Below are 25,664 nucleotides of genomic sequence, written 5' to 3'. Positions count from 1 at the left end.
ACATACTCGGATAGTAAAACTACATATAAAGGAGAGGCATATGGTTACCGTAAAATCAAAAATCTTAACACTGCTCATTTTACTTGCAGTCTTGGCTGTATTAATATTCATTTGGCTGGGGCGTTCGGGAAGCATCGAGCAGGAAGTAACAATTATCGAAAAATATTACGCTGCTGATGGGTCCGGAAAGGTTACCGGCGTAAAAACGCAAGAGGTCGAACAAGTGAAAGCAAAAGGGGATGGGCCTGTGTGTGCGATGAAGTTCAGCAATGACAGGATCCTTGTATTAGATTGTGAGAGATACCTGGACTTCCAGATTGGGGAAAAAGCATTAATTAAATATCAAGATGATACAATAACCGATATGCGCGCAGTGGAGTAGGATATAGTGAAAACACTTTTAGCATCTATTCAAAAGAGAAATAGACATGGCCAGGAGCTATGTCTATTTGCATGGAACACTATTTAATTAAAGAAGGACTTTCTTTTCTAACCACATTATACTACCCTGAACGATCATACTCCTCCTGAAGTAATCAACTATTATTAGAAGTTTAAAGAATAAGTGATGATCGGAAAAAGAGGGATTATTACTAATATTTTCCACATATAGGTACACTAATTAACTATTTCTTGTAGTTTTACAATAATTTTCTTATTTTTTGAAAAAAAGTTCAAAACTGGTAAAAAGAAAAAATTTCCATTGCATTATTTGGTGAAATAACCGATAAATATAAGTAATACATTATTAGGGGGAAATACAATGTATAAGATAGAAAAAGGGTCTATGGAAGAAGTTTTAATGATTCTGCAGAACATTGGTCTCCAGTTGAATGAATATGAAAAAACAAACACAATGATCCCAGTCTCTTCATATAAAGAATTACTAGAGTTCAGCATTTCGATTGCCAGACGCACAAATGATGTATCAGATACCATTGACGAGATTATTGACACAATAGAGGATAAATTATAAGCTGAGACGTTTATCACGAATAACAGATGGGTAAAGATAAGGTTGCCAAAAGAATAGATTGCGAAAAACACCATTCACAAGCAGCATGGGCTTGAACAAAATGGTGTTTTTTTCATATTTTAGAGGGAGTGGACATACCTATTAATATAACCAATAGGAGGCTCCCGATATGCTTGATGTGAAAAAGTTCTTCAGTAATCATTGTTATACTTTTATTCTCGTTGCAATTACGTTCCTCTTCACGATCATATGGACTTATACGATGAATTAACCAATAAGTTCGTTATGATATTTTTTATCCTTCGTTTGTAATTAGCTCGCCTAGGAAATGGTAATAATAATCAGGCTACACGCTGGTGTACAAACTATGATAACAAAGGGTGAGCGGCTTGGTAAGCCAATGCAGATCGAATAAAGAATTACAGCAGTTAGTCGATGAGGCTAAAGAATATACAAAACAAGGAAAAGTAGCGGATTATATTCCGGCACTTAAGAAGGCAAAGCCGGATGACTTGTCTGTAGCAATTTCCTATCCGGACGGAAAGGGTTTTTGTGCCGGGGACGTGAACGATAAATTGACCCTGCAAAGCATTTCCAAGGTGCTGACATTGGCTATGGCGTTAATGGATAAGGGAGAGGACTATGTATTTTCCTATGTAGGAAAGGAACCGACAGGCGACCCTTTTAATTCTATCGCAAAGCTGGAAACTAACAGGCCTTCCAAGCCACTAAATCCGATGATTAATGCAGGGGCTTTAACGGTAACGCATATGATTTCAGGGAAGAGTGTAGATGAACGCTTCGAACGAATCTTGCGTTTTGTGCGTGGTATGGCACAAAATCCGGATATCGGCTTTAATGAAGAAGTTGCCAGGTCTGAGTATGAAACGTCGGACTTAAATCGTTCCCTGAGCTACTTCTTAAGGCAGCAGGATGTTATTCACGAAAAGATAGAAGACTTGATAGAGCTTTATACTAAACAATGTGCCATCGAGATGGACTGCAAGGATTTGGCGAGGATTGGCTGTGTCTTTGCCATGAATGGAAAAGATGTCCTGACAGATAAGCAAATAATTCCCGAAGACATCGCCCGTATATGCAAAACCTTTATGGTCACGTGTGGAATGTATAATGCTTCGGGTGAATTTGCCATTAATGTAGGGATTCCTGCCAAAAGCGGCGTATCAGGGGGAATCATGGGATCGGTACCCGGAAAATGCGGCATTGGAATTTACGGCGCTGCCCTGGACGAGAAGGGGAATAGCATTGCAGGGATAAAACTCTTGGAGATGATGGCAAAAAAATATTCGTTGAGCATGTTTAATATATAAGTATAAATTGGTAATTCCTAGGGCAAACTGATAAAAAAGTGTAAGGAGAATTCTTATGATTTGTTCCATTTGTAAGAGGTCCAAGGAAATAGCATACACAACAACTGAAAATAGATATTGTTCCGATTGTTGGTCTGTCGTTTCCTCTCCCTGTGAATATTTAACGGATCAAGGCAGGCAATACCTTTTAAGGAACAGTACGCTAGAATAAGCACTTTACTCTAACTGGCAAAGCTTAATCACATGTTTTTTGCAATGGTTAGATTATATTTCTAAACCTAGTTATCATCTCTTTGTCAAAATCTATTTCGAAGCTTCGTTATGAAAACCCTTACATCAATGTAAGGGTTTGATCTATTTATTCACTCAGTAAATCATTGCCCCTGAGAATAAAAATCACTAGGATTGCCAACATTCATTTTGATTTGTCTAATCAAGCTAAAAATCTGGCCGAAAATATCTTTATTTATCCAAAATCACTGATCATTTGTCCAAGACCATTATGAGTATCATGAAAGGGTAGAACTTAGAAATGGACCAATGAAATTCAGAGGTGTACCTTGTATAAATAAATTTTCCACACAGCACTTTTATCTGTAAACAATTTATCGAGCACTAAATGATTCTGCTCTGCATTATCAATCGGTACCGCTGAGAATATATATTTCCCGCCCATTTCAGTAAATTGGTATATATTCAGTTCCAGTTTTCTCAGCCTCTTTTTGGTATCTTTTTGCAACATATAGTTTTTTCCAAGCTCTGAAGTAAAAAGGTAGCACCGTCCGCCCCATTCATCAAAATAGATTTGGATCGCTTTACTTTTAGACAGTTCCTTTTCAATGATCTGGCGGAATTGGTGTTTATAACGTAACGGGTAAAAGTTATTATATGTATCAAGTGTGTAAAACCCATTATATTGTGCAATTGCAGGATGAATGCCGATGCTTACAACACGGTAGTCCTTTTGAGGCAGTCCGATATGTTCTTTGATGTCCTGGAAAAGCCTCTCAGCATAGAACTCCTTTACGGTTGGTGAATTGTGAAAAATAATTTCTTCATTGAAGGCCATTAATATAACAATTTGGGCCGCCATAAAAATCGACAGAGTCCTTTTTGTGAAGACAGTATGAATATAGATGATTCTTAATGCAAGGGCGAAACTGACATAGATAATCATCGGCCTTAAAAAGTGAAACCTGGCGAAATTAAATGTATCCAAAAAGTGAAATCGCTCCGTAAGAGGTAACCAGCCTTCATAAAACCAAAAGGCATACCAAGTGGAAAGGATAACGTTCAGCGCGAACAAGAACACGTAAACTCTTTCTTGTTTCCAAAGTTTTTTTTCAAGTATTATATAAAGGGCATAAATGGTGACCGGTAAAATGACGAGAGCATGGACTGTCATGACATGTACATGTCCCAGGATGAAATTACGGATAATTAACCGTATTACCCGCCAAAGCGGCAGTTTAGCATGAAAATACTCATCCCTGCTGTTAGGTTCAAGATCGAAAATGAATGAAGACACAAGACGGTATTCGACAAGGCCGTAAATCAGCGCCATATAAACAATGGAAAGTAAAAACCTAATATTCCAGCCTTTTCCTCTCGCAACATCCGTTACCCATAAAATTCCTATAGCAATTAGAAAAAAGAAAAACCCGAGAACAATGCTTGAATATAACGGCAGCAAGGTAAGTGCCAGGTAATTCCTCCTGTGCCTTTTCCCCATCCGGATATTTAAAAATGCCCACAGAGCGAGCGGCATGCCAAGAGTGCTAAGCATGCCAGAAGGCCAAAAAGGAGTCAGGGCAAATGCCAATGAAGTTCCAACACGTACCCCTACCCAATGTGGTTCCTTAAGGAAATGATCCTTAAGAAGCAAATACATGCCAAAAAAAGCAAAGACTCTTGTCATTGCCTGACTAATCGCATAAGCATACATGGTAGGAAACAGGGCATAGATCCAAACGATTGCACTAAACTCACTGCCGAATGTATTCCTCGGGATTCCACTTATGATTTGAGGTATAGAGGAGTTAATAGAGCCAAATATTTTACCGCTTTCTTTTAGAACCTTATACCAGGCCAAATTAGAATCCAAATTATCGTGTACACGGATATGTGCATTTTCCCCCAGAATAAATAGCGGTGAAAGATATAAGGTTATGATAAGCAGAGCAAAGATGATTAGTCTTTTCTCATCGTTTTCAATTCGCAAACCACACACACCCTATGGAAAAAAATTAAAATCATCCGGATCAGTAAACAAAGGCTCAAGGCTCTGTATTCACTTCTTTTTTTAACTGCCGGTTGTGAAGTTTTGTAAAAAAAAGCAATGAAAGAATGGATCCAACCAATGTAAGTGTCGAATCCCATTGGGTATCCCAAATATCACCCTGGGTCCCTAGAAAGTCTTTAGAAACTCTACCCCCATGTGAAATATAAGAGAATAGCCATTCTGAAATTTCGTAGAGCATAGCAATCGCAAGAATCATACTTATGGCAATTATGTTTACCCAGAAGCCTTTCGTTAACGGTGTTTTTCGTAATAGTATTTCTCTAATCACAATGGCGAGCAGCCCTTTAAGAAAATGGCCAAACCGGTCATATAAGTTGCGCCCTAAATCAAATTGCTCTTTTATCCAATCAAACATAGGGACATTGGAATATATATAATGGCCGCCAATGAATACGACAACGGATAAAATTGTGATGATGAAGTACGAGAGGGTAGTTAGGCGGAATTTTTTATACATAATAACGGCTATAATGACTCCAACAACCGCTGGGCTTACTTCGAGAGCCCAGTTTGAATACCTCACAGGCTTAATGGCCGACCAGATAAAGAAACCTATAACAATCAGTAATAAGAATAAATGAAGTTTAGTCCTGCTGCTCGTTTGCACTATTTTCACTCCCATAGTAGACAATCATATCAACCACTGAATCATTTATATCATTTCCTTAATTAGAAATTTAACAACAAACATCTAGCTGAAATGATCTATATGCTTTTTACAAATTCAAGATTTCTTCTAAAATTGTCCAGGGTGCTTTCTCAATGATACTCTTTTGGTAGTTCTGAATACTGTCCTGATACCGTTCAACATGGGTGTTATTCGTATAAAATTTATTTAATTGCTCTTCTAAGGATCGGCGTTCACCTCTCCACCCGTGGAGTGAAATGATTAACCCTGATTTTTCAAGTTTTTCCACATTAATCTCTTCTTGCCCAGGTAATGAATGATAAATGAAAATGGGCTTCCGCTTAAATAGACATTCACTAATTGTAATTCCGCCCGGTTTTGTCACAATCCCGTCCATACGGTCATAAAGTTCATTCATTTTTTCTCTAGATTCTATATAACCCAGTGGAGTAATGTTATTCTTTTTAAGATTTGTAATCCGTTGATATACTTTTTGATTTTTACCGCATAGCACATAAAAGTGAAAATGGGGGTTATCCTCTATTTTCGTAACAATATCATGGATTGCACCTACACCTAGGTTCCCTCCAGTAATCAATATAGATAATGGGGAATTCAGGGTGAAACCTGTTGGGCGTTTGGTCTGTTTTGTGATTTTGTGATGAATCGGAATCCCAGTTAAAAAAATACGATCCTCGTTCAATCCTTTTTCCATTAAAAATTGTTTCATATCAGTTGTCGGAACGAAGTGATAATCTATCTTATGGATCCCCCAGATATTATGAATAAAATAATCAGTATAGACATTGATCACAGGCACGGTTATCTCTCTTTTTTCCTTCAAGTAATTAACCAAATAGGAGGGCAGGCCATGGGTACATACAATGGCAGCTGGTTTCATCTCTGAAAGTAATTTTCTCATGTACGGTAAAAAAAGGAGTTCATACACCTTAAACCGTTTATCCTCATGCGCGTTTTTATAAACACTGCTTCGGTATACATGACTGTACAGACCGGGAAAGGCATGGATCCATTTAAGATATGCATTTGATACCAGTCCCTCTATCTTTCCAAAGCTATAGGAAAGAATATCTACCTTTTCACAATTAACTTTTGGTTGAATGTTTTGTATGCCATCTATCAACGCTTTAGCAACCTGATGGTGCCCGGATGGAATCTGTAGGAAAGGTAAAAAAAGTAGGGTTTTACTTTTTGAATATTGCATCAGTCAGCCACCTCGACAAGAATGGGTTCTTATAATCCTTTTACTAGTTTCTTTATTATGCATGTCCTTATTCTTTTTTCAACTGAGTAAAAAGACCTGTGCCATTAGCGCCAGTAATTACCGTCAGATTTAAGGCTTTTTTCATGTATAATGCTTAGTGGAGGTGAAAGAAATGAAAATCGTATTATTTGCAGTATTACTTTTGCTTTTACTCTATTTAATAAATCGCGCATATAAGAATACTAAGGACATTGTCCTTAACAAAATTAAGATCAATTCCGCTGATGACCAAGGAAACGGTCCAGTTTTAAATATACTGCAGCTATCAGATTTGCATTTGGAAAATATCTCTATTTCCCCGGCTGAGCTTTATGAAAAGTTGAAAAACGAAAAGATCGACTTTATTGCACTTACTGGTGATTTCCTTGACCGTAAACGTACCATTCCGAAGCTTATTCCTTATTTAAAGGTATTAAATGAATTGAATGCTGAACACGGAATGTATGCGGTGCTCGGGAATCACGACTATGTATTGCGCGGTGAAAATCTGACAAAGTTGAAAACGGTGCTAGAGCAGAACGGTGTTACCGTCCTACAGAATGAAAACACAGTGATCGATGTTCATGGACAACCTGTGAATATTATCGGGATCGATGATTTTTCCACCGGACGAAGCAACCTTGCTGCATCATATAAAGACATGCAAAGCGGTACGAATTTAGTGTTAACACACGACCCGAATATTGTCCTTCATATGGACCAATTCCATTTTGACTATTTGTTGGCTGGCCATTTCCATGGCGGGCAGATTTGCTACCCGAAGGCATATCATCTTGTGAAAATGGGTAAGCTTGTTCGGATGAATATGATAAAAGGGCTTCACATGCAAAATGGAAAACCTTTCTATATTAATGAGGGACTCGGCCAAACAGGAGTGAATATCCGAATCGGCAGCCGTCCTGAAATTACGCTGCATCAATTATCAGTATCGACCCTTCAAACACAATCGCTATCTGCAATGTAAGGACTGTTAACAGTGAGGGTTAACAGTCCTTTTTTTATTTATCGTTTATAAAGTCGTGCCAACTTGTCCTTGGACATAAATAAGTAGCCGGGCGGGGAGGGCTTTAATATTGCTCCCAATGAAGGTTTGGAGGTTGAAAGGAACATAATCGGTATGAAGGTTGTCCATTTGAGCCACTTATATACCGGGTGGGAGATTGAAACAACTTCAAAACCGAGACGTTCACAGCATTTGGTTAAAGACGTAATGCCGATAATGCCTTTAATGTCATTGTAATTATGATGATTACTAATGTATGATTGAATCCCGGGCAAAGATCTTTGAACGTTATCGTATATGATTTTCCCCCGTTTTAGTTCACTTTTCACCTGCTTTATTTCATTTAATAGTTTTACGTTGTGTAAATGAATCTTTACCAACGTGTCATTTTTCTTAATATGGGTTCCGTCTGAAAGCGTAACATCCCGGCCTTTATAGCATGTGAGACGCACCCGGAAATAATTGTTCTGTTCACGGTTATCTTGAAGGTAAGTAAGCCGGGTGAATTTGTAATATAGAGGATCAAATAAGCTCCAAATTGATAAAATAATCGCTCTCATTTTTCTCCTTCCTTTTTTAGCGAGTTAAGGTAATGCTATTCGATTTTTAATGTTGCCATCATTGGCAAATGGTCTGACGCCGATTTATCTAAAGTAATCACTTCGGAATGGATAGGTATAATTTCTTTCGTGCTAAAAATATAGTCAAGCCTTCTAAAGGGACGTTTGGAAGGAAACGTATATCCTCTTTGACTTGGATTGTTTTCCGTCCATACATCAGCCAGATGTTGGGTAACCTGTCTCCAGGCTTTAGAAACAGGACTCATATTCCAATCGCCCATGACAAACGCTGGCCCGGTCTTTTTTTTCATCACATCAAGGATAAATGCCGATTGCTTTTTATGCAGAAATGGCGCGAGGCTGAGATGGGTCACAAAAGCCCATACTTTATGCTCTCCAACCTTTAGTTTCACTTCCAGCAATGCCCGGTCTTCCGTTATCCTTGGTAAAAAATCAAATGGATGATTACAGGATTGCAAGATTGGAAAGCGTGTAAGCAATGCGTTTCCAAACTGGCGGTGGGGTTTCGCCCCTGGTGTTTCGATTGTAACTGCAGGACCGTATACATATTCCATCTTAAGCTGATCGGCCAAGAACAGTGCTTGATCCGTAAAATCGCTTCGTTCCGAGAAATATCGATCTACCTCATTAAGACCAATGATATCGGCTTTAGCTTGTCTAATAACATTGCTAATTCGCTTTAAATCAAGTTTTCGATCGATCCCTCTTCCCTGGTGAATGTTAAACGTCATAACCTTTACATGCATGTTGGCACACCCCTATGAATGACCGGCAACAAAATGCCAAAGTACAAATTCTTTTCTATCTTTTCCTGTCGGGAAAACTTTATATGGACTTTGATTGGTTTTTTTAATCCAATTGTTCCCGCGGCTTCCGTGAATTAAAAACAGTTTTACCTTTATGGAAATAAATTAGAAAAAGGATCTTTAGATTGTGTTTTTTAAGAAAATATTATGGATACAACCACAGAATAGAGAAGGGTGATCCGATCTTGGCAAATACAATTAGACAAAATAGGCCACAGGGAAAACCTGTGATCATGCTTGTTATCGATACTCTAATGGATTCACCATTGCAAGAGGCAGTCAAAACCGGTAAGGCGAAGGCATTGAAATTCTTAATGGAACATGGGCAATACTACCACAAATTCGTCGCTCCCTTTCCGACTATGTCCGTAAATGTCGATACGACTCTTCTGACCGGTACTTATTGCAATCAGCACGGAATTCCCGGATTGGTCTGGTTCAGCAAGGAAGAAAAGCGGCTGATTAATTATGGTACGCATTACCGAGAACTATTTAAGCTTGGGATGGGGCAGGCGATAGAGGATTTTCTTTTTAATTTGAATGAAAAGCATATAAGCCATAAAGTGGTAACCATCCATGAGGAGCTGGAGAATAGGGGGAGGGATTCTGCTTCAATAAACGCCCTTGTTTATCGCGGCAATACAGCTCATCCATTAAACTTGCCCAAAATTTTAACGACGTTTACGAACATTGATAAAAACCGATCGGCAAAGGCTTCTAAATTGTTTTCCTTTGGACGGTTTTCGAAATTGCACCCGTCGAACCGTTATCAGTATTTCTGGAAAAAGCTTGGGGTCAATGATGCTTCATCCGTCTTACAACTATCACATCTCATTAACAACAATGCCCTTCCTTGTTTTTCTATTGTATACCTACCTGAACTTGATCAAAGAATCCATAAAAATGGACGGATGGATTTAAAGGGAATAGAAAAGGCCGACAAACAGCTGCAAAAGATTTTTAATTTGTACGACACATGGGAAAAAGCGCTGGAAGAAAATATATGGATCGTCTTAGGAGACAATGGGCAGGCTTGGGTAGGTCCCGAAAGAGGGGAAGCCATTATTGATTTGCGCAATTTACTCGGAAGATATCGAATCATGCAAATTGCCAAGGGGATACAGCCAACAGACGAATTGGTGCTCGCAGTAAATGACAGGATGGCCTATATATATACAATGGATCGAGAAAATCTACCTTTACAAGAAATTGCAAAGATTCTACAGAAAGACGACCGTATTGATGTAATTGCCTGGAAAACAGGCCGGAATATAGAGGTGAGGTCAGGAGGGTTGCGAGGTGAGTTCATGTTCGGGCCAGAAGGCGAGTACCATGATCAATATGGGCAATCTTGGTTTCTTCAAGGAGATCAAAATTTACTTAACCTTTCTGTTTCTGGAAAGGAAATTAAGTATGGTGAATATCCGGATGCACTGGCCAGATTATATAGCTGTTTATTATCCCATAAGGGTGACTTTTTAGTAGTAAGCGCTAGACCAGGACATGAAATAATTGGAGAAGGTTCTCCCGTACATATTGGGGGGGCAGGTCATGGGGGTCTACATGAACAAGATAGCGTTGTGCCAATTATTATTACCGGGACGGACTCAAGTCCTCCATATTTACGAATGGTCGATTTAAAAAAATGGATTTTGTCACTAATCGATTGAAAAATCTTTCTTAGGCATAAGGGCCGCCAATGGCTGAAATCCGGAATAGGTTGCGAAAAATACCGACCCCATCTATTAAAACAGAAATGGCGATTTCTATTATGGGAAACTCCCCATGTAAACGATGAGGTGGAAAAATGAATTTGTCTTCATATTAATCTTGTTTCGCCTCGGCTGCCAGAAGTAGAAAGACATGAAATTTCTAGTGCAAACAAGCTGTACCAAGTACTCTGAGCTTACTAAATAACTCATGGTTATGAAAAAGAAAAAAAGGGGAAAATCGACAAAATTCTCGTTTTTAGGCTGTCAAATAAGTTAATAAAATCCCGGAATGCCGGGATTTTTCTTATTTTTTTAACCCGTTATGTAAACAAAAGTCGATATTTGCGAATATCTTAAATGGTAAATCTAAGGTAATATAATAAGTATCCATGAAAGATAGAAAAACATATAACGCGGTAAAAGACGAATCGGCAAAACTGAGTAAAACAAGCGGGGGGATTTTAAGTGAGTGTAAGCTTGTTCATAGAATTGTCACAAAACAGCGCAATCCAAGAGGATGAGGAATTGGTGGAATTGGTCCGTATGGGAGATCATGAAGCAGCGAATATATTGATTACCAAGTATCGAAATTTTGTCAAGTCAAAAGCCAGCAGATATTTTTTGATCGGTGGAGATAAGGAAGATATTGTCCAAGAAGGGATGATAGGACTCTATAAAGCGATAAGGGATTTTAGAGAGGATAAACTTACCTCTTTTAAGGCATTTGCCGAACTGTGCATAACAAGACAGATTATAACAGCGATCAAAACCGCAACGCGTCAAAAGCATACTCCGCTAAACTCCTATATTTCCTTGGACAAGCCCATATTCGAGGATGATTCTGACCATACGCTTATGGACGTTATATCCTGCACAAAAGTTACGGATCCTATATCTTTGCTTATAAACCAGGAGAATTCCGACTACGTGCAGCTAAAAATGACAGAAATGTTAAGCGATTTAGAAAGAAAAGTCTTGTCTCTCTACATGGATGGCCAGTCCTATGTTGAAATCTCAGAAAAACTCGACAAGCATGTTAAATCGATAGACAATGCCCTTCAACGGGTGAAAAGAAAATTGGAGCGTTACCTCGAAATGCGGGAGATTGTTTACTAGGCAAAAATGTAAAAATTATTCAGATATAGACAAAGTCCAGTTGGCTAGCTGGGCTTTTATTTTTTAAATAAAATCTGTTAATACAATTAGGGAAGCTCGCTGTCCCGTTCTCGTTTAGGAAATTATAAAACCTTTTATCTGCTTAAAATAAGTACCGGGTCACTGTTCATAGGAAGGGATTTAATGTTTTTATATCATTTTAACGGGTAAAGCAGAAGTACAAATTCTTAATCAAGCGTTATAAGATAGGAGGAGTTTCGATGGCTGAAAATAAGCAGAACAATCGTGACAACGAAAACAGTGAACGCGACCAGTATTTCAAAGATCGAGCTGGTACAGACGATGCAAGATTCCATGTTGTACCGCATGATGAGGAAGGATGGGCTGTTAAAATCGAGGGTGAAGACGATCCCGACTATACAACGGATTCAAAGTCTGAAGCGGTAAAAGAAGCAAAACGAATGGCAGAGGAAGCTGGCACAATGGCAATTATCCATGATGAAGATGGGAAGATAGAGGAACAAATTAATTATCAGGAGAATTAAACAAAACCCGGAGGGAATAAGATTCCTTCCGGGTTTCTATGTAAGTATGTACTCTTCGCAAGGAAAATAGGTAGTTACTTATATGGTTACCGCCACTACCAGCATGTCCCTTCCTTCGTAGAATGTAATAATTCCAATGAAGGGGGTAGATTTCATGTGTTGGAAATGTATTGAAAAAGATTACGGCTCTTTCAGAAAGGAATTTCATGACTTCAAGAAGGAGTTCCATGGTTTGAAAGAGGATTTTCACGGGTTCAAAAAGGATTTTGATAACTGTCGCGAAAAGCATAATGATTGCCACATGGAAGATGAAATACATGGCTCTCATGACCATTTCAATAAAGAACATGATGAAAAATGTTGCTGTAAGGAGAGTATGTACTGGCATAAATCAGAAAAAAATATGGTCAAAATAACGAAGAAAGGTTCAGGTTTAACAATGATGGCCATTTAAGACGGCGAGCTATGGTCGAAGATGAACTATTTGAAGACAACCTGTTCGGAGACGACGACCGCTTTAGAAGGAATAACCTTTTGAGAAGAATAAATAATGAGCGTATGCAACATGAGGAAGACCGCCTTAGATTCAGGCGTGAGGTATGCAAAATGTGCAGACGTTTTTGCTGATGAATAGCAAAACAATAGCTAAATAGTACTCGTTCAATAAAGGATACTGCAAAGATGAAGTATCCTTTTTAAGTGCTTAAATTTTCGTTGTCATTTACAAAACGTTTTCAAAAAAAATTACATAATGGCAGATATAAAGTAATACAACTGTTCTATGTTTTTAATGAGGATTGCTTTCCTCTTAAGACTAGATCGTTAATAGGAGGACGGTTTAAGGGATTTATCCATTTTTGATGTACGTAAATTCTGCTAAAAAGGATAGGTGCAGCTAGAATGAAGAATGCTACAAAGGGTGTTTTATTCGATTTAGCATCAGTACTTTTCATCAGTCTGTTGGTATTAGCAAGTATCGTCCATTTATCCCGTTCGACTACCCATTCCATTGATCGGGACATTAAAGTACAGCTATTGGGGGTAAATGACTTTCATGGGCAAATCGATACATCCAAGAAAATGGAAAACCGGCTGACAGGCGGGGCTGATTATGTAGCTGCCTACTTAAAACAATGGGAAAAAAAGAATCCCAATACCATCCTGGTCCATTCAGGTGATGCGGTAGGAGGAAGCTCACCAACATCCGCTTTGCTGCAGGATGAGCCAACGATTACGATGATGAATCAATTAGGATTTGATGTTGGAGCTCTCGGGAATCACGAGTTTGATGATGGCGTGAAAGAAATGAAGCGCCTTATCCATGGAGGCAGGCATCCTAAAACAGAAAAAGAGTACGGGACGTTTCAAGGTGCGAATTTTCCCTATGTTGCTGCAAATGTAGTTGATTCACGTACGAAAAAGCCAATCCTTGAACCTTACGTTATTAAGAGCATAAAAGGATATAAGATTGGGTTTATTGGTGTCACAATTTCGGATACTCCCAGTCTTTTAGATTCAAGCAGGGTAAAGAGCGTGGAGTTTACGGATGAAGTGGCAGCCATTAACAAATATACAAAACAGTTAAAAGGCCAGGGTGTGAAAGCGATTGTCGTGCTTGCACATAGTCCTGGGAAATCCCGTCTAGATGGTTCTAAGCCAACTGGGGATGTTGCCCGGTTTGCAAGTCTTGTAGATGATGAAGTCGATATCATTTTTGGCGGCCATAACCACGCTTATATGAACTCGATCGTTGATGGAAAATTATTGGTCCAGGCATACTCCGCGGGGACTGCCTTTTCAGCTGTAAACGTTGTTATTGATGCTTCCACACAGGATATTATCCAGAAAAAAGCTGAGATTGTCATGACATATCACGATTCAATCAAACCGGATAAAGAGATGACAGAGATGGTCACCGCATACCTAGATGATGTCAGGGATACGATTAATAGGGATATCGGAAATACCGGTATGGAGTTAACAAGAGAATTTAATGAAGCTGGCCAATCTGCTTTAGGTTCTCTAGTTGCTGACAGCATGAGAGAACAAATGGGGACGGACTTTGCTTTTATTGAAGCGGCCGGGATCCGGGCAGATATTAACTCAGGGTTAATCACGTGGGGAGAGCTGTTTACTGCCCTGCCATTCGGAAACCGGCTTGTGAGTATAACCATGACTGGTGACCAAGTGCGCGAAGTGTTGAATCAACAATGGTTACCGGAGAAGAGAATGCTGCAAATTTCCGGGTTGAAATACAACTGGTCCAACGATTTGCCTTCTGGACAGAAAGTAATCGACATTTATATGCCAAGTGGAGAAAAAATCGATCCTAATTTGGTGTATTCCGTGACAGTCAATAGTTTCCTGGCAGATGGAAAAAACTACTTCACTGCTTTTACCAAAGGCAAGAATCTCGGACAGGGACCAAAGGATTTAGAAGCACTCATCAGTTATGTGAAAGAACAATCTAACCCTTTAGTGGCTTCAACTGAACGCCGAATTACCAAAGTATATATTGAAAAGAACGACCATCCGAAGGTTGATCAAATAGGAGCGGAAGTTGTTACTAATTAGAAATAGAAGGGTAACGCTGAAAGGCTTGATTAAAATACTCAAGTATAGAAACCGGCATCGGGATGAACCCCGATGCTTTATTTTGCTTTTTTTGAATTTAGATGCATTTGAAACACTAGAATCATCTTTTTACTTCTGTTTATCTCACATCTTGGGAAAAAATCAGTTCACAATGATTTGTACATTTTTAGATTATGGTTCATCTTTGTAAGGTTTGGGCAGTGCTATAGGCGTCTTGTCAACTAACGAAACAAACCTGGACCATGAAATATTGCGTCCAGTAACTACTATCGCCACTTTACGGCCACTTAGTTCGTCACTGGACTGCTTTAATGACGCAAGCCCTGCAGCTCCAGAAGGTTCGACGATCCTTCCAGAAATGACCATTCATACCTTGGATAAAAGTGTTAAAGCGGTACCATTAATGAGTAACGATTTTAATAGAAGGATCTCTTTATTATGCTACTCTCAACGATTACGTGAACTATTAAAAGAATACGTGTAATAGTATAAGCTGGTAATCTTACATTCACATCATATGCCCTTTCACATGGCAGTCAGTTCATGAGTTGGAAGGGAGAGACATAAAGGTATATAGGACATATAGGCGATCCTTATACATGTTTCACCAATTTAGATCATCCTGTAAGAAAACACCTTTTAAAGCAATGGGTGAAGCGATTGAAGATGGTGTGGAACTAATGGGTTATTCAAGCTGGGGATGCATTGATATGATAAGCATGTCAACAAGAGAATTCTCCAAACGGTATGGCTTCATTTATGTTGATATGCACGATGATGGCAGCGGTACATTAGAACGGAAAAAGAAAAAGTCCTTTTTCTGGTATAAAGACGTAATCGCCACAAATGGGGAAAAATTATAATGGAGTGAAACTTTTTCTAGGGCTACTACGGTAGCTCTTTTTTTAATTGGCAAGCCAGGGTTGATCAAAAACCAGCCCTACTTAATACAACATCTTGATTTTTTAGCTGAAATTTTTATCCCACATGCTACTTTTGCTCCATTCCCTGGTATTTAAAAGGTGAAGGCTGGAACATTCGAAGCTGGTATTCCGGTTACCACATTCGGATGTTGGGCTAATAAATTTTAGGAGGAGCTTATCTATGAGTCAATTAGTAATAAACGACACACCACTTTTAATCAACTCGTCATTAGCAATGAAAATTGGTCTGAACGAAGCAATCATGCTGCAGCTAGTACATTTCTGGCTTTCCAAGAGCCACCAGTGGGTTCGAGGGAGGAAATGGGTCTGTTATACATACCAGGATTGGAACAGGCAATTGCCGTTTTGGTCGGTCAGTACAATTAAGAGGTCAATCAAGGAACTCGAGCGAAAGGGTTACTTAATTTCGGACAGATTCAATCACATACAGATGGACCAGACAAAATGGTATTCGATAAACTATCAAAAACTCGCCGTCTTGGAAGGAGAGCTGGGAGAGGTCCAAATTGGCCCATCTGAGGGTCAGTAACAATTCATGTTTGTTTCGGGGAGAACCTTACAAGAGGTCACTATGGCCAAAGCAATACCATAGATTACTACATAGAATACTACAAAAAAATAATATATTGCCGATTAACGAGCATAATCGGCTATCTAAACCGAACTCAATCTAAATTGTAGGTTTGCTGAAGGATTTCAAAGCGAGATAAAATAGCGTATGATAAACTGTCCAAAAGCAATGAGAGTTTGTGCAGAACACCTGATAATTTGTCAAAAATATATGGGAATTTGTCCGAAACGCCACATAATTTGTCCAATACCCTTTTTGGAAGCAGGTAGCATAATACAATTGTTCGGAAAGATAATTATTCAGAATTTAGGCACTACCTGCTAAAAAAGGGTTACCCTTAGCCCAGTTGCGAATTGCACTATACTCTTTATTCATATTGGTGTTACCACACTTATAGCGTTCCAACCGAAAATCTTTCAATTTCCAGAATTCCGGTTAATTAGCGCTGTTTCAATATCTAATGATGGAAACCGCAATGAAACAAGGAAAGTATTCTGCAAAAAAGCGGAAAACTCTTTTTTAGTGTACGTCCAGAAATTCCAGAAATCATAGAGGAAAGAGAAACTTTCTAGTAAATATAATTTGGAATTTGTGTGTGAATAACTTCTTAATTGTAGTAAGATATGTAGATTAGAATAATTATTAAAGTGTTGTGAAAAACAGGGTTTAAAGGATGCATCTATGAAAAAGATGATTCATTTAACACAATTAAAACCACAGATCTAATTAAACTATTATCAAATCTAATAGACAATGCAATAGAGGCGACAATAGCACTTCCTGAACAAGAACGAAAAATGAACATTGTATGTAAAGTGGTTTCTCAACTAAAAAGGTACGACAGGGAAAAATAAGGGGCCAAGGCCTATTTATCGTTAAAGAAGTAGTAAGTAGGTACGGTGGGAAAATATTAATTGATTCTAATATAAACCAGACGATTGTACATGTGGAAATTCCAATAAATAAGGGGAATATACCACCTTCCAATTAATAAAAGCAACACGAGAGAACCTAGTACGGAATTTAGGGGAGAAGCAATTTGAATAGTTTTATTGTTATGCAAGGGCACACTTACCTGGAAGATAAACAGCTCGGGATCATTTGGTCTCTTCAACAAGATAAAGGTGGCAATGTTCCACATTCATGGCAGCGAATGACAGAAGTAAAAAAAGGAGACATAGTATTTCATTATGTCAAAGGGAATATCGTCGCTATTAGCATTGCCAGCGAAGACTGTAAAGAATCTAGTAAACCAACTATCATGCAAAATCATAATAGACGGAGTAATGAAGGGTATTTAGTCAAATTAACATATCATGAATTAGATATACCAGTTAATGTACGTGATAGGTTTAATGAAATAGTGTCATTATTACCTATTAAGTATTCACCATTCCAGCAAGATGGGAATGGGAATCAGGGCTATTTATATCCATGTAATGAAGAGTTAGCGATGAAATTACTTGAACTAATTAGCGAATTAAATATATATCAAGTAACGGAAGAGCAATTGGAATTATCCATTGACAATGTAAGAAGAACTGAAAATAAAACATTAATTCCTGTTCTCACTGAGACAGAATCAGAAGTAAAAACCAAGATCCGATTAGGCCAGCAAAAGTTCAGAAAGGAACTGTTTCCACTTTGGGATGGTAAGTGCGCATTGTGTGGTATTGCTTTATCAGAGTTACTTAGACCAAGTCATTCGAAGCCTTGGAAAGATAGCACCCATTTAGAACGTTTAGATCCATACAACGGGGTACTGCTTTGTTGTAATCATGATGCCCTTTATGAAAAAGGGTTAATTGCGTTCGATGGACAAGCGCGTCTGCATGTTTCTTCACAAATCCGTAATGAAGATTATCAGTTATATGGTTTAAAACCAATGGCTAAGATAAAAATACATTCCAAAAATAAGATATATTTTAAGTGGCATAAGAAGAAGATTTTTAAAAAGTAATTACTGATAACATATTCCACTCTTCGCATAAAATATTAAATAGTTGGGAATTTGTGTGAAATCTATCAATTGCAAGTAAAAGACAAATAAACCTTCTATTTACCCATTTTAAAAAACATAGGGATGTAACCATAAAACCCTTCTCCAGTGAGAAGGGCTTAATTGTTTAAAGAAAATCGATATTACTGTCTTTATTACTTATCAAAAGGAACCAAGGATGTATTATATCTTGAACTTGGAAATTTCATTTTGCAGTTCTTCAGCAAGGTTATTTAAAGACTCAGCTGAAGTGCCAATTTCCTCCATGGATGCTAACTGTTCTTCTGTGGCTGCAGAGACATTTTGTGTCCCAAACGCAGCTTCCTTTGCAATTTCTGAAATAACCCCCATGGAGGATACCATCTGATCCGTCCCTGCAGCCATTTGCTGCACAGCTGCCGATACTTGTTCAATTTGTTCTGCCGCTTCATTTACAGACTGTTGGATCTCCATAAAGGAAGTTCCCGCTGTTTGTACAACGCTCATTCCTTCTGTTACTTCTTTAGTAACGGATCCCATGGATTGCACCGCTCTCTCCGTTTCGTCTTGGATAGCGGCAATCAATTGCCCAATTTGCTGGGTCGAATTTGCCGATTGTTCCGCTAGCTTTCTTACTTCATCTGCGACAACGGCAAATCCTTTTCCTAATTCACCGGCTCTCGCGGCTTCAATTGCCGCATTTAGGGCTAATAAATTTGTCTGGGCCGCAATGCCCGTGATCACGTCTAAAATATTACTGATCTCTTTTGACCGTTCTCCTAAGTTCTTTACTACCTGTGCTGCTCCGTTTACGGAATCATTAATTGAGTTCATTTGTTTTGCAGCCAATTGAATCGACTGTTCACCGGAAGAAGCCTTCGAAGATGCTTGGTTAGCGGTAACTGAAACTGTTTGTGCGTTCGCAGATATCTGTTGGATACCAGCGGATAGTTCATTAACGATCGTAAAGCTTTCATCTACGCTCTTTGCTTGTTTTTCCGCACCTGATGCAACCTCTTGAATCGTAATTGAAATTTGTTCAGAAGCGCTGCTTGTTTGTTCGGCACTTGCCGTCAGCTCTGCACTAGAAGAAGCTACATGAACTGCGTTGGCGTTAATTTGATTTACAAGCTGCCGGATATTTTGGATCATTTTGTTAAAAGAAATTTCTACTTGTTTCATTTCATCCTTTGTATTTAAAGAGATTTGTGTAGTCAAGTCTCCGCCAGCAACTTCCGCTGAAACAGTTCTAAGCTTCTGTACCATCGTAATAACAGAAAGATAGAACCCAACAAAGCAGTAAATGGTAAGCAGGAATACCAAAGCTATAAGAGAAATAGCGACCATTCGATCCTGTTTTATGTCCTCATATTGTTTGGCCATAATATTTGTTAATTGTGAAGAGTCTTCTTCATATAACTTAAAGTTCATATCGATGGTAGCCGTCGCTAACTTATAGTACTCATCTGACGCAATGTCTATCTTTTCGTTTTGAAGTAATTCGGCCTGCGCAAATTCCAGGAATTTTTTGGTGTCTGCTATAGCTGAATAAGTGATGTCTCCCAAACTCTTTTCTAATGATGGTTCACTCGTAAATGTGACCGTCTTTCCATGTTCAAGCCTCTGTAAAGAAAATTGAACAGAAGAAGATAGAGAGACCAGTTGAGTCCGTTGCGCTTCTGTAACTGCCTTGTTTGCAACGGCATTCATACCGATTGCCCGCATTTGGCCCAGTTCTTCTGTCAGATTTGGCAAACTACGACTGATGGCATCAATCAAATAAAATGCATGTGGTGTTTTAGCAAGAAAAAGGTGGGACTTATCCCCGATATCCACCATAAAGCCAGTGATTCCCTGAATGTATTCAACATGAAGGCGGGTCGCTTCCTGCGGTGTCACATTTTTAATGTTTGACTCTAACGCCTTCCATTTTTCCTTCATTTTTTGCAATGCATCGGATGTGTCGAATGACTGTCCCTGTTCTTGTTCAAATCGTTCAATTGCGGTAAAATCCTTTGTTATTTCTGCCTGTTTTTTAGTCAATTCAGATTCAATAGAAGCCTCGCCGCTTAAAAAACTAACTGATAAGGCACGATGTTGTTGGACATCCTGTAGCAAATGTTTCAATAAATCATTATACTCCGTCCCGTTTATTCGTGTTTCTAAAACCTCAATTTCCTTATTCATATTGTTTACCAAAACAAAGGCCATGATCAAAATTGGGATCCCTAATATTCCGCCAATCAGTCCAAACTTTTGTATGTATTTCAGACGGTCCATAAGCCCAACGGTCGGTTTAAAAAGCTTCAATGTTTTTCCCCCTTCTGTCTTTTCCAGTGTAATATTTCACTGCCTCTATCCCGAACCTGCGTTTAGAGTGATTCGAGTCAATGGGAGCGCACTCACTCTCCATTCCATATTTCGGAGTTTAATAGAACAGATCTATGGAAATTCTCTATTTTTTACACATAAAAAAACTGCAAACCCCTTAAGGAAATGTCCAGCTTACATTTAAAGGCTCACAGTCATTGTTCTGTACTAAGAGAGTTACTTTCACTGAAATGGAAAAATTAATCTTTATGAGCAATAAGAACCATATTATAGCACATAAGTACTAGTCAAAGTAGCGGGATGTAAGTGTTTCCATCATATTTATTTAAAAAGGTAATCTTACGAGCTGCATTTACACCCATTTGGATTCTAGTAAAAAGAGAAACTAGAATGTTTAATTTTCTGTTATAGTTACTTAATTTTGAATTACCTAGGGGACTTCTTTTAATCTTATGGGAGAAAGAAAAAATGGTGATGTTACGAACCGCAGAGGTTTTATCCTAACTATCAGCGTTAAAATTTAACAATCAATACTAGGAAGGGGAAGGTAACATCGTAAAATTGCACATCGACGAACTAGGGATTCTTTATGAAGATGATTTTCTATTTGGATAAGAGTTTATAATCATTACCTTAGGTTGATGCAGGACTAAGATTGTTTTTACCATTTCCTATAATAGTTCAAAAAGTATTTCTGCACTCTAGGTTACTTTTTTCAAAACTATGCACTTGATAATGTTACTTAGTGAAAAGGCAAAGAAGTTGAAACAACTTATAAAACGTTCTAATAATCCAAAAGATCGGTTAGAAACTTTAACTTAAGTATAAGATTTTCAATTCGGGGAGCAAAACCTGTGCTATTCAATAACAAAACATACTAGACTTTTCAAGAGCCATAAACACTAAAAATCCTTTAGTATGATAATATACTAAAACATTTTATTGACATTCTTTTTTGTAGTGTGGTAATTTTATATTAAAATAATTTTAACGCTCTAACATTTTAGCGAATTAAAGCGACGTAGAGTAAAAATAGTAAAAGGTGGATTCTAACAAATGAAACGTATAGCTACTATCATTCTGGCAATAACAGCGGTCATTTCACTGCTTGCAGCTTGCTCTAACCAGCCAGAGGAAAAAGAAGACTCGCTCGTGATTGGTATTGATGACAAATTTGCACCAATGGGGTTCAGGGATGAAAATAATGAAATCGTTGGTTTTGACATTGACTATGCCAAAGCAGCGGCCGAAAAAATGGGAACAACGGTTAAATTCCAACCTATCGACTGGAAAACTAAAGAGTCCGAACTAAGCAGTGGGCGGATCGATTTAATCTGGAACGGTTACACCATAACGGATGAGCGTAAAGAAAAGGTTCTTTTTACAAAGCCTTATTTGAAAAATGCGCAGGTAGTTGTGACTCTTGCTGATTCCAACCTAACCAAGCTTGATGATTTATCAGGTAAAGTAGTGGGGCTTCAATCACTTTCTTCCGCAGCCGATGCTTTGAATGCTCACCCTGTTAAATCAAAAATCAAAACGGTGACAGAGTTTTCTGACAATGTATTAGCTCTTAGCGACCTAAAGGCAGGCCGTCTGGATGCAGTGGTAATCGATGAGGTTGTCATTAAGTATTACATGTCAAAAGAAAAAAATACTTTCAAACTGCTTGATGAATCTCTTGCGCCTGAGGAATACGGTGTGGGTGTAAAGAAAGGTAATGAAGAATTACTAGAGAAGCTTCAAAAGGCGCTTGATGAAATGAATCAAGACGGCATAGCAGCTAAAATTTCAGAAAAATGGTTTGGCGAAGATAAAGTACTAAAGTAAACAAAACGATCAAATATATATTAAAACAGGATTCCCTTGGAAACCTGTTTTATTTTTTGGGGGATGATTTTATGTCTTTAGATTATTTCAACTCGATACTCAAACCCATGCTGGAAGGGGCACAGATGACGGTCCTATTGTTTTTAATCGCCATTGTGGTGTCAATTCCGCTAGGGTTTCTCTTAACGCTAATGGTAAGAAGCAATATAAAGCCGATTGCCTGGTTTGCCCATACTTACATTTATTTAATGCGGGGTACACCGCTTTTGCTCCAGCTCCTGTTTATATGTTTTGGGTTGCCGATGCTGCCAGTAATAGGTGACTACTTGGTTCTGGATCGCTTTGTCGCTGCCTGTTTGGGCTTTATTTTGAACTATGCTGCCTATTTTGCTGAGATCTTCCGCGGAGGTCTTTTATCTATTGATAAAGGCCAATATGAGGCAGCCCAAGTTCTCGGTTTGAATAAATGGAAGACGATGACAAAAGTTATCCTTCCTCAAATGTTCCGTGTTGCACTTCCTGCGGTGGCCAACGAATCCGTGACACTGGTAAAGGATACCGCGCTGCTATACGCTGTTGCCGTACCGGAATTGTTACACTTTGCGCAGACTGCTGTGAACCGTGACTTTACAATCGTGCCATTCGTCTATGCAGGTATCATTTATCTACTCATTACACTCTTATTAACATTATTTTTCAAATGGCTCGAAAAGCGATTTAAATTTGAATAAAAAGGATTGATAACAGTGGCAATCATTGAAGTATCCAATCTAAAAAAATCATATGGCAATTTAGAAGTGCTAAAAAATATTAATTTTAATGTGAATAAAAACGAAGTCGTGGCAGTAATTGGTCCCTCCGGCTCTGGTAAAAGCACGATGCTACGTAGTCTGGTCCATCTAGAAGATATAGAAGGTGGCAGCATTAAAGTAGCTGGCGATAATCTGGTGAAGGAAGGGATTTACGCAAAACCGCAGGAGATAAAACGGATCACATCCAAAATGGGAATGGTTTTCCAACATTTTAATCTTTTTCCGAATCTCACCGTTAAAGAAAATTTGGAACTTGCTCCTAAAATGGTAAAGAAAGAGCAACCTAGTGTCGTTGAAAAACGAAGTGCTGATTTGCTGGAGAAAATCGGTCTCCTAGATAAGGCATCGGCCTATCCGGTAAAGCTATCAGGCGGCCAAAAACAAAGGGTGGCAATTGCGAGGGCGCTCATGATGAACCCTGAAATCTTGCTCTTTGATGAACCTACATCGGCGTTGGATCCAGAACTGACCGGTGAGGTACTACAGGTAATGAAGAAGCTGGCCGAAGAACACATGACTATGATTGTTGTGACACATGAGATGGGCTTCGCTAAGGAGGTTGCAAACCGGGTCATATTCATGGACAACGGTGAAATAATCGAAACCGGTGAACCAGCCGAATTATTTACTAGCCCGCAGTTCGAGCGTACAAAAGCGTTCTTACAGCGAAATTTAAAATAACAAGCTAAGTCAAGGGTTTTAAGATAGCTTCATAAGTATTTAAAGGCGTTTCATTCAATTGAAACGCCTTTAAATTTTTCAAATGAATAACTGAGCTTTAGTTGCTTTTTACACCTCATTACAAATTTTCTCTTACTCTGGTAAACCAATAAGCATGCGAATGTCATTCAGTATTTCTTTTATACAAAGTATGATGGCATTTACAGATTGCATTCCTAATATTGGCTAACATTAGCTAGCTCGTTTTAATTTCCTGATTCTATTGGAAATATGTATGAACGGATTTTCTTGACTTCTCGGCTTGGCGTGAATAAGCCTTATAATCCTCATGAAAAGTAATGGCAATGATCGTTGTTCATAAACCAAATAACGTGACTCCCATTCTGGCTGAAACTTGTTCTTATACTCATAAAGCCCTTTAAAATTATAAAAGAAATTTCCTTTATGAAAAATGAACTTTCCGATCGTCGTTTGAAACCAGTCATTACGATCTGTTTCCCCTGTGTTTGCTAATGGGGATGTTCCCATGCTGCACCAATGATAGTCTTGTTCTTTGCACCAATGGAATATGGAAAGGAAAAGAAAATCCATTGTCGCATGCGGACTATCAGGAATGTATCGCATTAAATCGATTGTAATAGTACGTTCATTTTCTTGATAATTAGAGGCTAATGTAGCAAAGGCGATGATTTTGCCGTGAGGGTTTTTTACAATGCCCACGGGGAAATGGGAAATATAATCTTTACAAAAGAAGCCAACGGAGAAACCCTTTTCTTTTCTTTTCCCTAACCATGAATTCGAGATAGCACTTAGTTCTTCCACAAATTGTTCTGAATAAGGCGGATATAAAACCGCAAATTGATAACCTTCCCGTTCGAATTTATTTTTGCGAGTCCTAAGCTTAGCCCGGTTTTTGCCTGCCATCGAAAAATCGGGCAGATATACTCTGCCTTCTTCACCTAACTTAGTAATCCGATAGCCCTCGTTTTGGAAATAGTTTAAATAACGTGGAGATACATGGTAAAACGCAGCCTTAATTCCTAAATCGCTGCAATGCTGCACAAAATTCATAATGGCCTCTGAAACCAGGTTTTCTTTTCCGAGAGGGTCACCTAACACAACACAGGTGTTTCCAGACAACTGATACGTTATCAAAATCTGTTTATTATTAGTCCAATAGAATCGTTTATCGTTTAACAGGTTCAAATGGGATGTATGGGAGCCGCCATTCCTTTCTATGAAGGAGCAAACATCATTTATATTTTGATCATGTTGAAAAGGCATGTGAAAAAAGTCCCTCCAAATAGTGATGGAAAATTTAATATTTTTGTAAACAGAAATTTATCTACTACTACTGAATCCTAATCCAAAATTCCTATATTGTCTATTACGTATTTAACCGAAAATCAGTGATTTGTACCGTTGTGTTGCAGATAATTCTTCCCGCTTATTTCTTAGCCTACCGTTGTTGCTAAGTAGGATCTATAAATTTCTTGATAAAAACCTCGGTTTTGATGTGCAAGTATGACTAGTAAAAATAGTAATACAAATATAGTTGGATATCTAAATGGAACTAGAGCAATCGTTTTATCCAGTTATACTTTGGTATTTACGGTTGGCTATAATGGTTAGATGGT

General features: G+C 38.4%; 23 protein-coding genes and 2 pseudogenes. 16 read left to right on the top strand and 9 right to left on the bottom strand.

The window, feature by feature from the left end; genetic code table 11:
- Nucleotides 1-40: 40 nt before the first annotated feature.
- The 3 genes from CUU64_RS03355 to glsA all read left to right on the top strand — a co-directional run bounded on the left by CUU64_RS03355 (nt 41) and on the right by glsA (nt 2,307).
- Complete coding sequence (locus CUU64_RS03355; RefSeq protein WP_101631853.1) at nt 41-382, top strand: hypothetical protein; 342 nt, start codon at nt 41-43, stop codon at nt 380-382.
- 381 nt (nt 383-763) lie between these two features.
- Entirely contained in the window at nt 764-976 is a 213-nt protein-coding gene (locus CUU64_RS03350) for a hypothetical protein (protein ID WP_101631852.1), read from the top strand.
- Between the two features lie 389 nt (nt 977-1,365).
- The gene (gene glsA / locus CUU64_RS03345; protein WP_101631851.1) at nt 1,366-2,307 is read left to right on the top strand and encodes a glutaminase A; all 942 of its coding nucleotides are present in this window, start codon (nt 1,366-1,368) and stop codon (nt 2,305-2,307) included.
- A gap of 547 nt (nt 2,308-2,854) precedes the next feature.
- Here glsA and CUU64_RS03340 read toward each other — a convergent pair.
- From CUU64_RS03340 to CUU64_RS03330, 3 genes are all read right to left on the bottom strand, one after another.
- The gene (locus tag CUU64_RS03340) at nt 2,855-4,522 is read right to left on the bottom strand and encodes a DUF6044 family protein (RefSeq protein ID WP_101631901.1); all 1,668 of its coding nucleotides are present in this window, start codon (nt 4,520-4,522) and stop codon (nt 2,855-2,857) included.
- Nucleotides 4,523-4,583: 61 nt separating this feature from the next.
- On the bottom strand, nt 4,584-5,231 hold the full coding sequence (locus CUU64_RS03335; protein WP_101631850.1) for a DUF2238 domain-containing protein: 648 nt from the start codon (nt 5,229-5,231) through the stop codon (nt 4,584-4,586).
- A gap of 94 nt (nt 5,232-5,325) precedes the next feature.
- Nucleotides 5,326-6,465 (bottom strand): MGDG synthase family glycosyltransferase, encoded by a 1,140-nt coding sequence (locus CUU64_RS03330; protein WP_483861833.1) that lies wholly within the window; start codon nt 6,463-6,465, stop codon nt 5,326-5,328.
- A gap of 169 nt (nt 6,466-6,634) precedes the next feature.
- On the opposite strand from CUU64_RS03330, the gene CUU64_RS03325 reads away from it, so the two are divergent.
- A complete protein-coding gene (locus CUU64_RS03325; protein ID WP_101631848.1) occupies nt 6,635-7,486 on the top strand; it encodes a metallophosphoesterase in 852 nt (283 codons plus the stop codon).
- A 38-nt stretch (nt 7,487-7,524) separates the two neighbouring features.
- On the opposite strand, the gene CUU64_RS03320 is transcribed toward CUU64_RS03325, so the two are convergent.
- The gene (locus CUU64_RS03320; protein ID WP_101631847.1) at nt 7,525-8,085 is read right to left on the bottom strand and encodes a YkoP family protein; all 561 of its coding nucleotides are present in this window, start codon (nt 8,083-8,085) and stop codon (nt 7,525-7,527) included.
- Between the two features lie 35 nt (nt 8,086-8,120).
- Entirely contained in the window at nt 8,121-8,852 is a 732-nt protein-coding gene (locus CUU64_RS03315; RefSeq protein ID WP_101631846.1) for an endonuclease/exonuclease/phosphatase family protein, read from the bottom strand.
- Between the two features lie 293 nt (nt 8,853-9,145).
- Here CUU64_RS03315 and CUU64_RS03310 point away from each other — a divergent pair, with 293 nt between their 5' ends.
- From CUU64_RS03310 to CUU64_RS03290, 5 genes are all read left to right on the top strand, one after another.
- Entirely contained in the window at nt 9,146-10,582 is a 1,437-nt protein-coding gene (locus CUU64_RS03310; RefSeq protein ID WP_101631900.1) for an alkaline phosphatase family protein, read from the top strand.
- Nucleotides 10,583-11,089: 507 nt separating this feature from the next.
- Nucleotides 11,090-11,740 (top strand): RNA polymerase sporulation sigma factor SigH, encoded by a 651-nt coding sequence (gene sigH, locus CUU64_RS03305; RefSeq protein WP_101631845.1) that lies wholly within the window; start codon nt 11,090-11,092, stop codon nt 11,738-11,740.
- Between the two features lie 260 nt (nt 11,741-12,000).
- On the top strand, nt 12,001-12,285 hold the full coding sequence (locus CUU64_RS03300; RefSeq protein ID WP_101631844.1) for a DUF2188 domain-containing protein: 285 nt from the start codon (nt 12,001-12,003) through the stop codon (nt 12,283-12,285).
- A 136-nt stretch (nt 12,286-12,421) separates the two neighbouring features.
- Nucleotides 12,422-12,739 carry a hypothetical protein gene (locus CUU64_RS03295; protein ID WP_142383590.1) on the top strand — a complete coding sequence of 106 codons (318 nt, stop codon included), beginning with the start codon at nt 12,422-12,424 and terminating at the stop codon, nt 12,737-12,739.
- 446 nt (nt 12,740-13,185) lie between these two features.
- Nucleotides 13,186-14,859, top strand: coding sequence for a bifunctional metallophosphatase/5'-nucleotidase (locus CUU64_RS03290; RefSeq protein ID WP_101631842.1), 1,674 nt, complete (start codon nt 13,186-13,188; stop codon nt 14,857-14,859).
- Nucleotides 14,860-15,051: 192 nt separating this feature from the next.
- Here CUU64_RS03290 and CUU64_RS21650 read toward each other — a convergent pair whose 3' ends face one another.
- On the bottom strand, nt 15,052-15,246 hold the full coding sequence (locus CUU64_RS21650; protein ID WP_142383589.1) for a hypothetical protein: 195 nt from the start codon (nt 15,244-15,246) through the stop codon (nt 15,052-15,054).
- 278 nt (nt 15,247-15,524) lie between these two features.
- On the opposite strand from CUU64_RS21650, the pseudogene CUU64_RS03285 reads away from it, so the two are divergent.
- The 4 genes and pseudogenes from CUU64_RS03285 to CUU64_RS03270 form a co-directional block, all read left to right on the top strand.
- Nucleotides 15,525-15,743 (top strand): annotated as a pseudogene (locus CUU64_RS03285) (family 1 glycosylhydrolase); the annotation flags it as partial.
- Between the two features lie 241 nt (nt 15,744-15,984).
- Complete coding sequence (locus CUU64_RS03280) at nt 15,985-16,353, top strand: hypothetical protein (protein ID WP_101631841.1); 369 nt, start codon at nt 15,985-15,987, stop codon at nt 16,351-16,353.
- Between the two features lie 719 nt (nt 16,354-17,072).
- Nucleotides 17,073-17,249, top strand: coding sequence for a GHKL domain-containing protein (locus tag CUU64_RS22890; RefSeq protein ID WP_308302327.1), 177 nt, complete (start codon nt 17,073-17,075; stop codon nt 17,247-17,249).
- Between the two features lie 185 nt (nt 17,250-17,434).
- A complete protein-coding gene (locus CUU64_RS03270) occupies nt 17,435-18,355 on the top strand; it encodes an HNH endonuclease (RefSeq protein WP_101631840.1) in 921 nt (306 codons plus the stop codon).
- A gap of 222 nt (nt 18,356-18,577) precedes the next feature.
- On the opposite strand, the gene CUU64_RS23050 is transcribed toward CUU64_RS03270, so the two are convergent.
- Together CUU64_RS23050 and CUU64_RS23045 are read right to left on the bottom strand one after the other, a co-directional pair.
- Nucleotides 18,578-19,525, bottom strand: a complete 948-nt coding sequence (locus tag CUU64_RS23050) for a methyl-accepting chemotaxis protein (RefSeq protein WP_374702697.1) — start codon at nt 19,523-19,525, stop codon at nt 18,578-18,580.
- Nucleotides 19,517-19,639: pseudogene (locus CUU64_RS23045) on the bottom strand (HAMP domain-containing protein); the annotation flags it as partial. The pseudogene CUU64_RS23045 and the gene CUU64_RS23050, both read right to left, overlap by 9 nt.
- Nucleotides 19,640-21,760: 2,121 nt before the next feature.
- Between CUU64_RS23045 and CUU64_RS03260 the strand changes: the two are divergent.
- The 3 genes from CUU64_RS03260 to CUU64_RS03250 all read left to right on the top strand — a co-directional run bounded on the left by CUU64_RS03260 (nt 21,761) and on the right by CUU64_RS03250 (nt 24,027).
- Complete coding sequence (locus CUU64_RS03260) at nt 21,761-22,534, top strand: amino acid ABC transporter substrate-binding protein (protein WP_101631838.1); 774 nt, start codon at nt 21,761-21,763, stop codon at nt 22,532-22,534.
- Nucleotides 22,535-22,605: 71 nt separating this feature from the next.
- On the top strand, nt 22,606-23,265 hold the full coding sequence (locus CUU64_RS03255) for an amino acid ABC transporter permease (RefSeq protein ID WP_101631837.1): 660 nt from the start codon (nt 22,606-22,608) through the stop codon (nt 23,263-23,265).
- Nucleotides 23,266-23,280: 15 nt separating this feature from the next.
- The gene (locus tag CUU64_RS03250) at nt 23,281-24,027 is read left to right on the top strand and encodes an amino acid ABC transporter ATP-binding protein (protein ID WP_101631836.1); all 747 of its coding nucleotides are present in this window, start codon (nt 23,281-23,283) and stop codon (nt 24,025-24,027) included.
- A gap of 231 nt (nt 24,028-24,258) precedes the next feature.
- Here the strand turns inward: CUU64_RS03250 and CUU64_RS03245 are convergent, their stop codons facing one another.
- A complete protein-coding gene (locus CUU64_RS03245; RefSeq protein ID WP_101631835.1) occupies nt 24,259-25,311 on the bottom strand; it encodes a phosphatidylglycerol lysyltransferase domain-containing protein in 1,053 nt (350 codons plus the stop codon).
- Nucleotides 25,312-25,664: the final 353 nt, after the last annotated feature.

The organism is Bacillus sp. V5-8f (assembly GCF_002863565.1).
In the GTDB taxonomy this organism is placed as follows: domain Bacteria; phylum Bacillota; class Bacilli; order Bacillales; family DSM-1321; genus Peribacillus.
This window is presented reverse-complemented; position numbering and strand designations above follow the sequence as displayed.

What these genes read in the sequence shown, in the direction of transcription:
- CUU64_RS03260 (WP_101631838.1), top strand. Translation starts at nt 21,761, where the DNA reads ATGAAACGTATAGCTACTATCATTCTGGCAATAACAGCGGTCATTTCA.
- CUU64_RS03315 (WP_101631846.1), bottom strand. Translation starts at nt 8,852, where the DNA reads ATGCATGTAAAGGTTATGACGTTTAACATTCACCAGGGAAGAGGGATC.
- CUU64_RS03335 (WP_101631850.1), bottom strand. Translation starts at nt 5,231, where the DNA reads ATGGGAGTGAAAATAGTGCAAACGAGCAGCAGGACTAAACTTCATTTA.
- CUU64_RS03255 (WP_101631837.1), top strand. Translation starts at nt 22,606, where the DNA reads ATGTCTTTAGATTATTTCAACTCGATACTCAAACCCATGCTGGAAGGG.
- CUU64_RS23050 (WP_374702697.1), bottom strand. Translation starts at nt 19,525, where the DNA reads ATGATCCAAAATATCCGGCAGCTTGTAAATCAAATTAACGCCAACGCA.
- CUU64_RS03350 (WP_101631852.1), top strand. Translation starts at nt 764, where the DNA reads ATGTATAAGATAGAAAAAGGGTCTATGGAAGAAGTTTTAATGATTCTG.
- CUU64_RS03280 (WP_101631841.1), top strand. Translation starts at nt 15,985, where the DNA reads ATGAGTCAATTAGTAATAAACGACACACCACTTTTAATCAACTCGTCA.
- CUU64_RS03300 (WP_101631844.1), top strand. Translation starts at nt 12,001, where the DNA reads ATGGCTGAAAATAAGCAGAACAATCGTGACAACGAAAACAGTGAACGC.
- CUU64_RS03290 (WP_101631842.1), top strand. Translation starts at nt 13,186, where the DNA reads ATGAAGAATGCTACAAAGGGTGTTTTATTCGATTTAGCATCAGTACTT.
- CUU64_RS03295 (WP_142383590.1), top strand. Translation starts at nt 12,422, where the DNA reads ATGAAGGGGGTAGATTTCATGTGTTGGAAATGTATTGAAAAAGATTAC.
- CUU64_RS03310 (WP_101631900.1), top strand. Translation starts at nt 9,146, where the DNA reads ATGCTTGTTATCGATACTCTAATGGATTCACCATTGCAAGAGGCAGTC.
- CUU64_RS03355 (WP_101631853.1), top strand. Translation starts at nt 41, where the DNA reads ATGGTTACCGTAAAATCAAAAATCTTAACACTGCTCATTTTACTTGCA.
- CUU64_RS03245 (WP_101631835.1), bottom strand. Translation starts at nt 25,311, where the DNA reads ATGCCTTTTCAACATGATCAAAATATAAATGATGTTTGCTCCTTCATA.
- CUU64_RS03320 (WP_101631847.1), bottom strand. Translation starts at nt 8,085, where the DNA reads ATGAGAGCGATTATTTTATCAATTTGGAGCTTATTTGATCCTCTATAT.
- CUU64_RS03325 (WP_101631848.1), top strand. Translation starts at nt 6,635, where the DNA reads ATGAAAATCGTATTATTTGCAGTATTACTTTTGCTTTTACTCTATTTA.
- CUU64_RS21650 (WP_142383589.1), bottom strand. Translation starts at nt 15,246, where the DNA reads ATGGTCATTTCTGGAAGGATCGTCGAACCTTCTGGAGCTGCAGGGCTT.